Annotated in this window: 8 protein-coding genes; 5 read left to right on the plus strand and 3 right to left on the minus strand. The window is 43.6% G+C overall.

Going from position 1 to position 15,300, the window contains the following annotated elements; genetic code table 11:
* Positions 1-124: 124 nt before the first annotated feature.
* The 5 genes from E1163_RS11005 to E1163_RS11025 all read left to right on the plus strand — a co-directional run bounded on the left by E1163_RS11005 (position 125) and on the right by E1163_RS11025 (position 4,355).
* Positions 125-1,060, plus strand: coding sequence for a tetratricopeptide repeat protein (locus E1163_RS11005; protein ID WP_155171604.1), 936 nt, complete (start codon positions 125-127; stop codon positions 1,058-1,060).
* 55 nt (positions 1,061-1,115) lie between these two features.
* Positions 1,116-1,934: a prohibitin family protein gene (locus E1163_RS11010; RefSeq protein ID WP_155171606.1), complete on the plus strand. Its 819-nt coding sequence runs from the start codon at positions 1,116-1,118 to the stop codon at positions 1,932-1,934.
* Positions 1,935-2,021: 87 nt separating this feature from the next.
* The gene (locus E1163_RS11015) at positions 2,022-3,308 is read left to right on the plus strand and encodes a citrate synthase (protein ID WP_155171608.1); all 1,287 of its coding nucleotides are present in this window, start codon (positions 2,022-2,024) and stop codon (positions 3,306-3,308) included.
* Between the two features lie 85 nt (positions 3,309-3,393).
* Entirely contained in the window at positions 3,394-3,654 is a 261-nt protein-coding gene (locus tag E1163_RS11020; protein ID WP_155171609.1) for an acyl-CoA-binding protein, read from the plus strand.
* A complete protein-coding gene (locus E1163_RS11025) occupies positions 3,654-4,355 on the plus strand; it encodes a 16S rRNA (uracil(1498)-N(3))-methyltransferase (protein ID WP_155171611.1) in 702 nt (233 codons plus the stop codon). Before E1163_RS11020 ends, E1163_RS11025 begins: the two co-directional genes overlap by 1 nt.
* A gap of 331 nt (positions 4,356-4,686) precedes the next feature.
* On the opposite strand, the gene E1163_RS11030 is transcribed toward E1163_RS11025, so the two are convergent.
* The 3 genes from E1163_RS11030 to E1163_RS11040 form a co-directional block, all read right to left on the minus strand.
* Entirely contained in the window at positions 4,687-5,478 is a 792-nt protein-coding gene (locus E1163_RS11030; RefSeq protein ID WP_155171613.1) for an SDR family oxidoreductase, read from the minus strand.
* An 86-nt stretch (positions 5,479-5,564) separates the two neighbouring features.
* Positions 5,565-6,449 (minus strand): helix-turn-helix domain-containing protein, encoded by an 885-nt coding sequence (locus E1163_RS31545; RefSeq protein ID WP_155171615.1) that lies wholly within the window; start codon positions 6,447-6,449, stop codon positions 5,565-5,567.
* 280 nt (positions 6,450-6,729) lie between these two features.
* A partial coding sequence (locus E1163_RS11040) for a T9SS type A sorting domain-containing protein (RefSeq protein WP_155171617.1) occupies positions 6,730-15,300 on the minus strand: 8,571 nt, incomplete at its 5' end.

Here is a 15,300-nt window from a genome sequence, read left to right on the forward strand (position 1 = left end):
AAAAAAAATCGAAACGGCTTAGAACTATTTAGAATAATTCCATCATTCACTTTTTATACCACTTCAGATTTTCTTTTTAACTTTGCACCTTGATCGCCAAAAATGGTTAAACGTTAATTAAATCATGGCCAAACCTGCCCCAGCCAAAACCTTTTTTCTCTTCCTTTTCTTATTTATATTCTCACTCCCCTCCACCGCCCAGGACAGCGCCCGACACTTCTTTAACAAAGGGTATTATAATATATCCGTTAACAGAGAAGCCGCAATTGACTATTTAACGAAATGTATTGAAATAGATTCTCTTTACACCGAAGCTTTTTTTCACCGGGGCATATGTTATTTTAAAGGCAGCCGCTATGAGCAGGCCCTGAACGATTTTGACCGTGCCTTTGAACTAAACCCAGGTCTCTCCATTATCTGGATGTACCGTGGATTCACCTATAGGAACATGGGAAAAACTGATGAGGCCCTCAATAGCTTCTCACGTTATATAACCCAAAACCCGACGGATACTACAGCCTACTCCTATATATTAAGGGGTAAGATGAAATACGAGCTTGGAGACTTTACCGGTGCCGTTGAAGATTATGATATGGCACTCAAGCTTAAGCCATTGGAAGAAAAATACCAATACTACCGTTTTGTAGCATTGTACGACAATGAGATGTACCGCAAGGCCCTTAGTGCAGCCGACCGGTTGACGAAGATCAATCCTGATTTTTACGGATATTATTTCTACAAGGGCAATATATACTCCAAAATGGGCAAGCCGGATTCTGCCATCTATATGTACAATATATCCATTATTAAGAATTACCAGAATGCCGATGGCTACTTTTACCGGGCACAGGCTTACCAGCAAAAAGGTGACCTGAACAAAGCACTGGAGGATTATAATACTGCTATTGAACTCAATCCGGATGATGGCTCGTACTATTCAAAAAGAGGAAACTGCAGGCTTGAAAAAAGTGATAAAACAGGTGCCTGCAAAGACTGGGAGGAAGCCGGGACCCTCGGATACTATGAGGACTTCGATAAAGTTAAAAAAGTGTGTGAGTAAAGATTTGAATTTGCCTGTTTAAATTATCAACTTGCCAACTTAAACAGTTTATAGCATGGACAATAGAAAATTTTTACCAATCATTATAATCATCGTAATTGCGGCCGTAGTAATTATAGCCCTTTCATCCAGTATATTTTATACTATTGATGCCGGGGAAAGGGCCGTAATATTTTACAAGTTCGGCGGCGGGCTTGACAAAGAGAATGTACTCACCCCGGGCTTTGGTATGAAAGCTCCCTGGAACGACCTATACGTTTATGAGGTGAGGGAAAAGTCGATAGAAGAGAAAATGGATGTGCTTGACAAAAACGGCTTGAGCATTAACGTTGACGTGACGCTGCGCTTCCACCCTATCTATGATCAAATCGGGTATCTTCATGAAAATTTCGGCGTAGGCTATGTCAACACACTGGTAATCCCGGAAGTAAGGTCGGCCGTGAGGCAGGTCATGGGAAGGTTTAGTGCTGAAGAGATTTATTCTACCAAAAGAGGTGAAGTGGAGGCCATGATCAAAACTGAGACGGAAAAGAGCCTGAATGAAAATAATTGTGAAATGAGAGCGTTACTCATACGTTCTATCAACCTTCCCGAGCAGATCAGGCTGGCTATTGAAAATAAATTAAAGCAAGAACAAGAAGCATTGGCCTACCAGTTTAGGCTGGATAAAGAGAAGAGTGAGGCTGAGAGAAAACGTATAGCTGCGGAAGGTGAGGCGGTAGCCAATAAAATTATTAATAACAGTTTAACCCCTGAACTGTTAAAAATGCGTGGTATTGAAGCTACGCTGGAGTTAGCAAAGTCTCCAAATTCGAAGGTAGTGGTAGTAGGAAGCGGCAAAGATGGAATGCCTCTGATTTTGGGCAACAATTAGATCGAAAGAGGGTTTTTATTTGATCCTTTTTTTAGGTAATTTCACGGTCGATTTTGAATGTACGGAACTATAAACCAAAAATAAAATATGTCTAAAACGGCAGAACTTAAAATAGGAGATGCATCGTATCAACTACCACTGGTTGAAGGAACAGAAAATGAAACAGGAATTGACATTGGAAGCTTAAGAAGTGAATCAGGACTGATCACTCTTGACCCTGGATTTAAAAACACAGGATCTACCAAAAGTGCCATCACATTTCTGGATGGAGAAAAAGGTATCTTAAGATACCGTGGCTACTCGATTGAAGAGCTTGCGGAAAAATCGACTTTTATTGAAGTAGCTTACCTGCTTATCTATGGTGAACTACCTACTCCTGAACAGCTTTCGGCTTTTCAGAACGATATAAAAGTTCACACTTTGGTTCATGAAGACATTAAAAAGATACTGGAAGGTTTTCCTTCTAACGCGCACCCAATGGGCGTGCTATCTTCTTTGGTAACTTCACTTACTGCGTTTTACCCTGAATCTCTGGATCCAAACCGTTCTGCCGATAAGGTAAACCTGAGCATCATCAGGATTTTGGCTAAAATGCCGACATTCGCAGCCTGGGCTTACAAAAATGAAGTAGGCCACCCTGTTAATTACCCTGACAACGAACTTGACTACTGCAGCAACTTCCTGAAAATGATGTTTGCTTTGCCTGCAGAAAAATATGAAGTAGACCCGGTAATTGCCAACGCACTGGACAAGCTTTTAATCCTGCATGCTGACCATGAGCAAAACTGCTCTACCTCTACAGTAAGAGTAGTGGGATCATCTCAGGCCAGTCTTTATGCTTCTATTTCAGCAGGTATCAATGCTCTTTGGGGACCTCTTCACGGTGGTGCCAACTCAGCGGTGATCAACATGCTGGAAAACATCAAGAAAGATGGTGGCGATACCAAGAAGTGGATGGCCAAAGCCAAAGACAAGGATGATCCATTCAGACTGATGGGCTTCGGACACAGAGTTTACAAAAACTTTGATCCAAGAGCCAAGATCATCAAAAAAGCTGCAGACGATGTGCTGGCTAAGCTTGGTGTTAATGACCCCGTACTGGACATAGCCAAAGGACTTGAAGAAGTGGCTCTAAACGATGAGTACTTCGTTGAAAGAAAACTTTACCCTAACGTAGACTTCTACTCAGGCATCATTTACAGAGCCCTTGGCATACCTGTAGATATGTTTACAGTTATGTTTGCCCTTGGACGACTCCCAGGCTGGATTGCTCAGTGGAAAGAGATGAGAGAGAACCACGAACCTATTGGCAGACCTCGTCAGATCTATGTAGGAGAAAACCTAAGGCCTTACAAAGGAGTAAGCGAGAGATAAAAACATCAATATGTTTTGATACAAAGAGGCTGAATATTATTTTCAGCCTCTTTTATTTTACAACCAGATTTAACTCATATATAATATGTCTACAGAAGAATTTGAAAGCGCAGTAAAGAGATCGAAAGAATTGACAAAGCGACCTTCCAATGAAGAGCTTCTTAAATTATACGCCCTATACAAGCAGACTACCGAAGGTGACAACAATGAGACTCGCCCAGGTGGGTTTGACTTTAAAGCCATAGCCAAGCACGATGCATGGGCAGAGCTGAAAGGTAAAACCCCGGAAGATGCTAAAAGTGAATATATTGCCCTGGTAAAAGACCTGGAATCAAAATACGCCTGATGGCAATATTTTATCAACCGGAAATACCTGCCGGAGTACATTCCCTTGACCAGGAAGAGTCCCGTCATTGCGTGAAAGTACTCCGTCATACTACCGGCGACACCATTAAGGTGCTCGACGGTAAAGGCAGCATCTATGAAGCCCGTATAACCACGGCTTCCCCGAAAGCATGTGCCTTTGAGATCATCAACACCATAACACAGGATAAACCTGCCCACTACATTCACATAGCCATAGCGCCAACCAAAAACCTGGACAGGATGGAATGGTTTATAGAGAAGGCAGTGGAAATTGGCATACAGGAAATTAGCTTTTTGCTCTGTAAGAACTCCGAAAGACGAGTTTTAAAAACAGACAGACTTGAACGCAAGGCTATCAGCGCGCTCAAACAGTCTCAAGGCGCCTATATGCCACGAATAAACGAACTCCTACCCTATCCTGACTTCATCACCAAAGTGCAGGAGAAGCGAAAGTACATCGCTTACGTCGACTTCAGTAATCCGGCCAAACTCTATCACATAGCCCCTCCGGGTGACACCTACTGCATTCTGATCGGCCCCGAGGGCGATTTTACAGAAGACGAACTGGAACTCGCCATCCAAAACGACTTCCAAAAGGTAAGCCTTGGCAACAGTAGACTAAGAACAGAGACAGCGGGACTGGCGGCTTGCCATGGGCTTAATGTGATTAATGATAGGTAAGAAGCATTGCGGCAATTATTGATAAAGCTTCCAGGAAAGCTAAGATCAGACAAAAGATCCCACATGTATTGAGACATAAGCTTCGCCACTCATCTGCAGGGTAATGGCACCAGCGTTAGACAAACTCTGGTTTTTCAGGCATAACTCAAGCCTCACTACTCAATTACGCACCTTTCAATTAACTCTTTGAAAGGCATTAAAATCCCTTAGATTAGGAAGAATATAATGTGTGTAGTGTACAACGTTGCGCATATTCAATGAATACCACCAATCAAAAAAACCACTTAACTACATTACATAATTAAGTGGTAACTGTAAAAATTATAAGTTCTTACTCTAATGACTGTAAACGTTCTTTTAGATGTTTTTTGATATTTGTTTTTGCTCTGTCTCCAATGGCTATTCGAAGTGGTGGCTTTCGCTGATCATTAGAAGCAATAATTTTATCTACCACTTCCTCTGCATTATCTAATTGCCCAAATCCTTCATTTATAAGATCACGTATCTCTTGTACTGAAGTATGGTTATATTCTTCCATCTTATTTGCCATATTTATGCTGGATGCAAAGCTAGTACCTGTAGGTCCAGGTTCTGCTATAGTGAAATGAATATTAAAGGATTCTAAATCGTGATTAATAGACTCGACAAATCCCTCAATTCCCCATTTAGAAGCATGATACAAACTGAAGCCGGGGTAGGCAATTTGCCCTCCTTCCGAAGAAACCTGAATGACATGACCTCCAGTGGGTTGTGAACGTAAATAAGGGATAACTGCCTTTATAAGCCTTATAGAACCCAACAGGTTTACTTCTATTTGATGAACAATCATTTCGTCAGTCAGTTCTTCTACTGCTCCAAAAATTCCATATCCTGCGTTACTTACCACCACATCTATCTTACCAAATGCATTAAATGCTTTGTCTACAACTGTATTAATTTCATGTTTATCGGTAAGCTCTAAATGAGCAGTTTCCAGTGTATTCGGATATTTTTGTCGCAAATCATCTAGCAATTCCACATTTCTTAAGGTAGCAAAAACTTTATCGCCCCTTTCCAGTAGTTTCTTCATCATAATATTTCCTAATCCAGATGAAGTTCCTGTAATAAACCAAGTTTTACTCATAACAAATATTTTAAAGTTGTTTGCTACAAAGGTAATTGCAGGGGATACCTAAGGGTTAACGAATTTGAAACGAGGATTTGTAAAAATCAAACCATTCTGTATTCCGAAGGAGCAAGGCCTTCCTTTCTTCTAAAGAAATTTGAAAAATGTGTGATTTCACGGAATCCTAAGAGGAAAGAAATTTCTGAAATAGGTATGCTAGAGTGCCTCAGCAATACCTTTGCTTCACGTACTATTCGTTCTTGAATAAGAGTAGAAGTAGAAGCGCCCATTGTCTTTTTTAAAATACGGTTTAAATGATTTACGTGGAGTGATAAATGGTTGGCAAAGTCAGAAGGGGAAGTCAACAATAGTTTTTGTTCTTTAGCCTCTATTGGGAATTGGCTTTCCAACAATTCTAAAAAAGCTTCTGTAACCCTGCGGCTGGCACTCGTATTTGTTCTAAAGTTTTGAATAGGTGATACCGTTTTAGAGGCAAAATGTAATACCTCAAAAACTAAATTTCGGAGCAAATCAAACTTATGCTGATAATCGCTATCAAACTCTCTTAGCATCTTTTTGAAAACAATCTCCATTTTTAGGAATTGGTTATCATCCAGTTCTATAACATGTTGCCCGTCTTGTTGAAATGTAGCATAAGTGGTAATATCTCCAAAATGATGAAAAAACTCTGGAGTAAACACACAATAAATGGCTTGATGATTGCCTTCAAGAGGAACCCAATTATATGGAATTAATGGGTTGGCAAAGAGTAATGCTTGTTTATGTACTTTATAGACCCTGTCAGCAAAATGAATCTTATATGTACCCTTTAGGATACTTACTTTATAGAAATTTCGTCTGCGAAAAGGAATGGGCTGTATACTACAACTAGATAAATTTCCAATGGTTGCCACATTAAAATTCCCCAAATCATTTGTGAGTTCAAATTTTTGGGACTTGTAAAAACTTTGAATAGTTTCATTTTCCACAGATCTAATATACGAAAATCACTTTGTTAACAAGAAAAAAGGCAGGCAGGTAACGCTGCATATACAAATAGCGGAGTTAATGTTCACCCTGGAGGTATAAGGTGTTTTGACTTTTATCATGACACAAGATTATACTGACCCGTATGATCTTAAGCGTCCGCTCAATGATTAAAATGTCACGAAAACATAGGGTATTGGCTTAAAAATTATAATTAATTAACTCTTCAACATAAAAAAGGCTATCCCGATATGAGATAGCCTTTCTTACCTATTCATTCCCTCACCTATTAATAACAACCCTCCTTTGAGACTTTTGACTGCCTTGCTCTACAAGAACGATATAAACTCCTTGCTTGAGGTTTTCACTGGCCTTTACTTTTATGCTTTGCAGTAATTGCTCAGGGGTATAGACCTCTTCGAAATAAACCCTTCCGTATACATCCATCATTCTCACTCTTACGGGTGCCGGGTCTCCGGTGGAAATATTTAGGTTGATGTTTGAATCATCAGTAGGGTTAGGGTAGGCCTCTAACGCTATTCCTTCCGTCAGCACTTTATTCTCAAGTACCACTATTTGATCTGAGATAGTGAATTCGCCATTGAAATCTACTTGCTTTAGTCGGTAATAGTTTCTGCCGGTGTAAGGAGATCTGTCTCTGTAGCTGTAGAAATGGCTGGTGCCTGAGGTACCATTACCGCGAATTTCAGCTATGGTTTCGTAGGTCTTGCCATCTCTTGATCTTTGCAGCTCAAAGTAATCATTGTTCAACTCTGATGAGGTGATCCAATGCAGTATGTTCGTTTGGTTATCTACTCTTCCGGCAAACTCAACCAGAGTAACTGGTAGAGGGTTAATAGTCAGGTCTGTTGCTCCCAGGGTAAAGGTTTGCTGGCTAAAGCCCACTGAGTTTGACACCAGGTATCCACTTGTAGCGCTTCCTGCCCTTTCTGCATTGCCTTCTGATGTCCACTCAGAAGCCCCAGAGTTCCACCTCATCACCCTGAGCTGGTTCAGGTTGCTTACCACGCCGGACTGGCTGTCCCAATGCAGGATCACCTGTCCTGTACCGCCGCTAACTTCAAGAGACCAGTATTCAGAATCGCTGAGGCCGGCATTGGCACCGCCCATACCGTTTGTGGTATTGAAGTCAGGCCCATACGGTGCTTCCTGAGGGTTGGCATTAAAGTACTCCCCTATCCACACTTGTGAGCCGGTGGTATTGGTATTTTTAACACCGATGTTACGAACCCTGTCATCCTTACCCACGGGGAAGGTAAAGTTGCTGCCATTATTGATGAGCTTGCCCATAGGTCCTTCTACATAAGAACTGTTGGAACCATTGGTTGGGGTTGCATAAGCACTGATGGTACTCAAGGTTAAAAGATTGGCAGACGTGGTGATAAATTTACCATCGGTTAAAGCCAGCTCTCTTGAAACCTCTACATCGCCATTCAGCACTACTTCAGTATTGTTATCGATCTCCAGATTGTTGAAAGCGCTGCTTCCTGTAAAGTTACCGGTGATCTGCTGCGGGCTGCTGCCTGCCAGTATGATCCGTGCATTGCTTCCCGAGCCTCCCTGAAAACCTGCTCCGGATGCCAGCAATATGTCGCCCAATACACGAACCTCACTGTTGAAACCACCGTAGTTGCCGAAGGTAGCTGTGCCATTGATAGACAGGTCATTGCAAACTGTCATATTTTCTCTCAGTTGCCTCTGTCCTGCCCCACTGAATGACAGGTTATATACTGTATCAGGAATAGAAATAGACACGAGCTGATAATCGGCTGAACCTCCGAATTCGAAAGTTCCTCCACTGCTACAGTCCGAGAAATCGCTGTAATTACCTGCCGGTAAATAACCTATATTATTGGTGGCCAGGGTACCGCTGCCGCTAACCTCTCCCAGGATGTGTCCGTCAGTGCTGCTAATATTAAGTGTACCGTCGATGATGGTTTTATAGGCGGCCCGGTTGTCTCCATTGGTGGAAACAGTCAGTCCTGCCGGGATTTCAATAATTACGCCATTCGGTCCACCGGCTGGTATATTCACACCCGGCCCGGTTCCATCGGTAACATTTTCCCAGTTATTGACATTGTCCCAGCTATCAGACACATTCACTGCCCTTAAAACAGGAATAGTTGCAGGGAATGCTTCAGGCACCCCGGCGCTGTAGGCACGCGATAAGTCGCTGCTGCTGGCAAAGGTAAAATTGATCTGATTACTTGCTGAGTTCACATTGCCCGGGAATGTCCAGTCATCCGAAGCATCAAGCCTTGCCCCCACGTAATCGCTGATCGACTTGCCGTTGGCTACCGAAATATCTGTCGGGTCATAAGTCAGCACCATGGTGGCGTTAAGGTTTGAAATGTTAGAAGAGCTCACCTGCCAATAATATTGAAGTACATTGTCCTGATCATCTATCTGGGCAGAAGCGCCTCCCATTTCAGTATCTTCAATTACGGTCGGATGCCTTGAATCTATAGGCTTAAAGTTAAACTGGGATGTTCCGGCCGCTTTGGTGCTGATATTAAACGCTACAGGAGTGTATTTGGGAGTGGTACCGTTTACGCCTAAAGGAATAAAGAAGCTCCCTGACGTACCTGACACACTTTTCGTAACCCCAAGGTCACTGATCACTCCGGTTGTGGTTATCATCCTGTTTATGTTGAATGGCGCTCCTTCAATGCTGCCTGAAGCCAGAAGTCTTCTGTTCCTGATATCCAGTATACCATTGGTCAAAGTCAGGTTTCCGGCAAATGATGTATTCAGCAGGAATACCGCACCGTCATTATTATCCAGCTCCAACCTTCCAAAAGTACCGTTAGTCCCTGATACAGTCTGGGCATTGGTTCCTGACATTAATATACCTCCCGAAGCTCCTGAACTGATGTGGGAGGCAAAACTGAATATATCCTGCTTTACCTCAATGGTATTACCACCGTCTATAAACTGACCGGATTGCAGGGTAAGGTCATTGCTTACCAGTATATCCGTTGCCGACTGTAAAGTCACTGATACAGAAGGGTCAATTTGCAGGTTATAAAATTCCGTATTTCCGGTAATGCTTTGGGTACCTCCGCTAAAATATGTGGTGTTCCCGTTGGGGAGGTAGGTACCGTTATTGGTCATGTCTCCTTCAATAAAGAGATCAAGGCTGTTGGCATCAAAAGTCGCTCCTGCTTCAATGGATAAGTCACCGTTCAAAGTTAATGGCCTAACCATCAACCTCGCGACTGGATTATTGCCCGACGAATTATCAACGATCAGATTGGGCAATTCTACGGCACTGTTAATCGTAATCTCCTGACCTGCATTGGTATCTGTTCCTCCAATGGTTATCACTGCCGACGGATCGATATAGCTTGTTTCCGGCTCAAGGAAAAGTGCTGCGGTACTTCCTGCAGGTTTTTCATTGGCTACAATAAATTCCCCCTTATGCAACTGGAATATACTTCCTTCTCCTAACACTTCAAAAATACCTCTGTTGCTATGCAGGCCTCCGGTCTGGCCAACCACCAGTCGTGGAGTACCGGCTCCCTGTTCGCCCATATTGAATTTTAAGGCGCCATCATCACTCAGCAGGCTTCTTCTAATATGAGACCCTACGATCACCTCCCCGCTTTCCCAAATATTCAATATAGACTGATTGGATCCTGAGTATTCTATGTAGTTATTATTACCTCCGTTAATATATGCGTGGCCATTATCCCGGACCCTTAACTCTCCGTCAAGCCTTATCCCGGTATCATCACCAGTGACCCTTACGGTAGAGGCCTGCCTTACCACGATCATACTTCCATCGGGAATTACAAAATCGTCCCCACCACTGGAAAGTGTAAAATCGAGGTTATTATCAAGCAGCCTCAATCTGCCGGCAATGATCTCAAGAGCCTTTTCAGATCCATCAGTAGGGCCATTGAGAGTGATTTCATCATTAAAATCGATAAAATCGGCAGTTTCATTTTTAGTATCAATAATAAGCCTGTAAAGCTCGGGCACTGCTCCTGAGGTTACGGTAAAATCCATATTCTCTCCCCTGATTTCCATAATAGCATTGTTACCTCCGGAGTTATCCGACCACAGGTCCATATCGCCATGGATAATATCTATGTTATTCTCAACGATAAGTCTGTGCTCCAATCCGCCCGGCGTAGTGTTATCTACCGTTATCAGGTTAGCATTGTCCGAAGTATTGAATTTCGCTGTTTCCAGTCTCAGATAACCTGTCCTTACGGTTTGGGAAGAGGCCGACGAGAATAACAATCTGCCTTTTCTATTCGTACCCAGTTGCAGTGTATCCGTAACCGTGAGGTTGGCTTCAACCTGCAATGTACCTCCATAGTCAATTAATAACTTTCTGGCTGTTATGTCATTTTGAAGCACCAAAGTCCTGTTAAAAGTGGTTGTATTGCCTCCCAGTATCCTCAATGAAGGGAATTCAGTGATGTTTGAAGGCACTACAATTTGCCCGTCTTCTGTGAGGTTATATAACCAACTGCTCTTTTCGTTGGTAGTAAAATCACCAAAATCACCAGCCAGATCAGGGATCTCACCTGCTCCGGTACCTATTTGCAGATGGATCTCCCCATCTCCACTTACAGCACCCAGGCTTCCATCCCTGTTTTTAGGAAATGTAAGTCTGGAGAGATTGACATCTTCTACTGTTGCCCCACTTTGTGAATCAAAAACAAGGGCAGCTATATTTATATTTACATTTGCGCCATATCTGTGCGTAGCCCCATCACCTGATGTTACCGTAATGCCCGTGGCACTGGCTCCTCCGCCCGGGTTACCTATATTTCCATAACCAATAACTGCAACATCCCCGGCCTGCGGATATGAAGCCGCTGCGGCTCCTCCATGTTTCAACACGGCATCTGTTGACCATGCATTAACATTAGTCCAGTTATATTCAACCGCAGTGGTATTGTTATCATTTCTACGGCTGTAGAATATGTCAGGTGACCCGGTAAATTTAGAAATAGTACCGGCAGTATAGCTGGCATTGATCATAGGGAAACCTCCTCCTCCACTATTATCGAAGGTTAATATATTGGTTGAGGTGTTAATGTTACCGACCACTTCGGAAGAGCGTGTAAACGGCTGTTCGTTCAGTACAGAACCCGGAACATAGCTGACTTCATTAGCTGCATTATCATCGTTATCGCTATAATTAAAAGTATATTGCACTGTAGGCACGCTGGTAAAGCCGCTGTGGCTCACCCTCCAGTAATAGGTCAGGGCACTGCCGGTGGCTGCCAATGTCGGCAGCTCCGTATCAGCTACACTGATCCTGACAAATCCGTCATCATTGAAACCTCCTGATGGTACGGTAAGGGTTGCGGGAGTATAACGCAGGTCTGCATTTGCATTTGTACCCAGAGGATACAATACCGAGCCAACACCTGTTACAGGCAATTCAAGTCCGCCATCTGAGGCATTACCCGCCGTCTGGATCATCTTAGTCACTGAAAAAGGTGCTCCACTAAGCGTATTGGTCACTGTAAGCTTCTGTGTACCTATGTTAAATTTCCCTGAGATCATTGACAGGTCACCTACAGCCAGACCTGCGCCCGCAAGATTAACATCTCCGGCAGCCTTATTGATATTGAGTTTATCAACCGAAGGACTTGTGCCGGATGTAACCGTAATGGTTTGATCACCTGAGGCATTGTTAATATCCAGTGACCCGGTTGCGTTACCCACAACATTAAACGCCAGGTTTATATCCGCCAATGCTGAAACTTTATAATCACTGTAATTGAAATCCCCACGGATCACGCTAAAGTCATTATTGACAATCACTGCCGTAGAACCTGTGGCATAAGAGAAATGTGGGGCTATTGTAACCGTGCGGTCATCACGGGTTTTATTGACCACCAGATTATAAAATTCCTGCTGGTAGGCAGCATTTCTCAAGTAAATAATCGAATTCCTGTTATTATCAAAATAGGTAGTGTTATTTCCGGTAATATATTCAGCCCCACTGTCTAGTACCCGTAGATTACCTCCAATATAGACGTCAACCCCTCTGGCGTTAAAAGTGGTAGAATTTTCGATTCTGAGCTGGCTAAGCACCACTAGTGGCTGGGCCGGCAGGGTTTGTCCTAAAACGGTACCTCCATCCAGGTAAATTTCCGATGTACCTCCTCCTGTCTTGGCCATATACAAATTGAAAAATGGCGCCGTAGAGGTAATCTTAAAGTTGGTACCGGTAGCCATTTCAAACCTCACATCCCCGGCGGTAACGCTGATATTAATAGGGTCAGAATTAATGAATATACCTCCCGAATCACTATCCGTACCATTGGAGCGCTGTATAGTCAAAGTACCTCCTGACATCCTGAAAATGTTGTCCTTATATGGAAGAGAGAATACATAATGACTGCCATCCGTACCAGAACCGGTGAGGTTAACCGAGCCACCACTTTGTATGTATGCCCCTACGTGCTGGGCACCGAAAACGGAAGTCCTGATCTGGCTCACATTTACGGTGCCTTCTTCCACTCTGAGGGTACCTGTCTCCCTTAGGGTAAACCCACTGCCACTGGTAATATTGACCAATGACTGAGTACCGCTTACTTTAAAGGTACCATACACTACAAGTGCTGTGCTTCCGGTCATGGTCAGCCTTCCATTATCGACCCAAATCCTGGCATTCACGTTCAGGTCATAGTTTCCACTTCCCGATTTAAGCTCATCAATGTATACATTCGGCCCGATCCTGATCGTACCCACATGCAAGGCAAGTGCCTGGGCAGGTACTGAGGTGCCATTAGATCCTCCTGACTGGTTATTGCGGCCATAAAGCTCAAAATTCCCCGGACTGCTGGCTTCAAAAGAGGCCATATAAGTAGCATCAACACCTTTATCAATGATTATCCTGTAAAAATCTGTAGTGCCATAGCAGTAGGTGTACTGATCGGCATAGTCATTATTATAAGTTATTTCCACCACTCCGGTAGTTGCGCTGTTGGTATAATCCGGGCTGGCCTGATTGGTGAACCTTACCGTTCCATGATTGGTAAAGTCACCACCGATTGCCAACTGGTGATAAGCATTGGCCGTACCTACGCTGATCCTGCCGGCAGCACCAACAATAATATCTCCGTTTACATTTATATTTCTAACGGTAGTGCTTGAGTTGTCCCCAACCCTCAGCTCGCCGTCGGTCACATCCAGGTCCCCGTTTAAATTCAGATCTGCCAATAAGGTAAGAATGTCATTGGGAGACGAACTTGCAAGGTTGACTATAACATCATTGAATGTGTAGGTCGAGCTTAAAGTGTAGGCACTGGCGCCATAAAACTCTACAATTCCACCATCTGAAGTACCAAACCCATCAGGACCAAGTGTAGTGCCCGAAGGAAAATCAGGGTTCGATAGCCTGATCTTACCTGTTCCTTTGATGATATTGAATAAATGTCCTGTGGTATTACCTATTTCAAGGGTAGCTCCTGCACGTATCTCTACACCCTGCACCTCTTTTGCATTAGTAGAAATGGTAACATCTATACCGTTTAGAATAACTACTTTATTATCCGGTCCCGGTACCGCCGGATTTAACTTTATAGTTCCGGAAGGATCTGTAGTCCAGGTGTCTGCATCATCCCAGTCACCTCCGGACACATAGCTATATAAGGTAGTGACTCCAGGCGTGCCCAGTGTATAATATCCCGAAGAAAGTTCAGCATTAGCTACTTCAAACTCTATAGCATTGCCAACCACGGTAGCATTAGATACCGAAATGAGCGTAAAGCTACTTGAAAGGTCTGGCCTGTATAACAATTTATAGTCAGTAACTGCTCCCACTGCTCCCATACCTGCTTCTGTAAAATCAAAGCCGATTGTTACATCGATATTTCCGGCATCAATGCTTCCCCCCTGCGACCTTTCCATGTACCATGATCGTGACCATCTGCTGGTAGCTGGTACTGCAACGTCTGTATTTACCACTTCGTTGGTACTGCCATCATGCCCGGCTATAATGTACTCATCGTTTACATCTATGCTGGCATTGGCCTCTTGCATATAAAGGCCTCCTCCAATACCTATTGAACCTGCATATTCATAGCCTGAGGCATCCCTGCCTATCACGATCAAATCCTGATCATATGCAGGGTCTCCTGCCGTGAAAAAAGCATTGGCTGCGCTTCCCAGGGTCAGGTTATATTTAGAGCTCAGATAATTATGTACCCTCAACCGCTGCACATCAGACAGCGTACTGCTGAAAACAATGATCTCAGCGATATCACCTCCATAGTTATGACCTGATGGATTGATCAAATCCCCAATTACCTGCCGGGATAATGTTCTTTGTGCATTGAACTCTGCAAATACAACCTGGGCCTGATCATATGTCCACTGACTGCTGTTATTGTTAGCAAACGGACCAATTTCATCATTACCATTGATGGCATACGCAGCCTGGTTTGAACCATTGCCATCGAAACTCCACCCTCTCAGGTTTCCGCTCCGTGCATCAAGCGCTACATGGGCACCACCCTGGTAGTACCCCCACACCTGGCCGAGGTCAGAGGTTTCTTGCAAAGACGAACTGGCTTTATAGACTACGAATACTGTTCGGGCAGTGATCCCTCCCACACCTGAGTAATCATCATTGAAGGAGTCGTTGCTGCCATCAAACCTTACCACCGGCAGGCCATTAATTTCGTCTGTATGAAATGAGGGTTGTTCTCCTGCTGTAAGCTGGCTGGCGTTGAACCCATTACCGCTCAGGTCGTTCCACTGCTGAACAGGTTGTCCATCCGAAACCGGAGTAACTCCTGCATCACTAAAAATACTTTGATCTGCCTGTAGCCAAACCTCTAAGGTGGAAGAACCATC

Source organism: Fulvivirga kasyanovii (assembly GCF_009711405.1).
Lineage (GTDB): Bacteria > Bacteroidota > Bacteroidia > Cytophagales > Cyclobacteriaceae > Fulvivirga > Fulvivirga kasyanovii.

Bases quoted from the DNA above. Each gene is read 5' to 3' on its own strand.
- E1163_RS11005 (WP_155171604.1), top strand. From the start codon at position 125: ATGGCCAAACCTGCCCCAGCCAAAACCTTTTTTCTCTTCCTTTTCTTA.
- E1163_RS11010 (WP_155171606.1), top strand. From the start codon at position 1,116: ATGGACAATAGAAAATTTTTACCAATCATTATAATCATCGTAATTGCG.
- E1163_RS11015 (WP_155171608.1), top strand. From the start codon at position 2,022: ATGTCTAAAACGGCAGAACTTAAAATAGGAGATGCATCGTATCAACTA.
- E1163_RS11020 (WP_155171609.1), top strand. From the start codon at position 3,394: ATGTCTACAGAAGAATTTGAAAGCGCAGTAAAGAGATCGAAAGAATTG.
- E1163_RS11025 (WP_155171611.1), top strand. From the start codon at position 3,654: ATGGCAATATTTTATCAACCGGAAATACCTGCCGGAGTACATTCCCTT.
- E1163_RS11030 (WP_155171613.1), bottom strand. From the start codon at position 5,478: ATGAGTAAAACTTGGTTTATTACAGGAACTTCATCTGGATTAGGAAAT.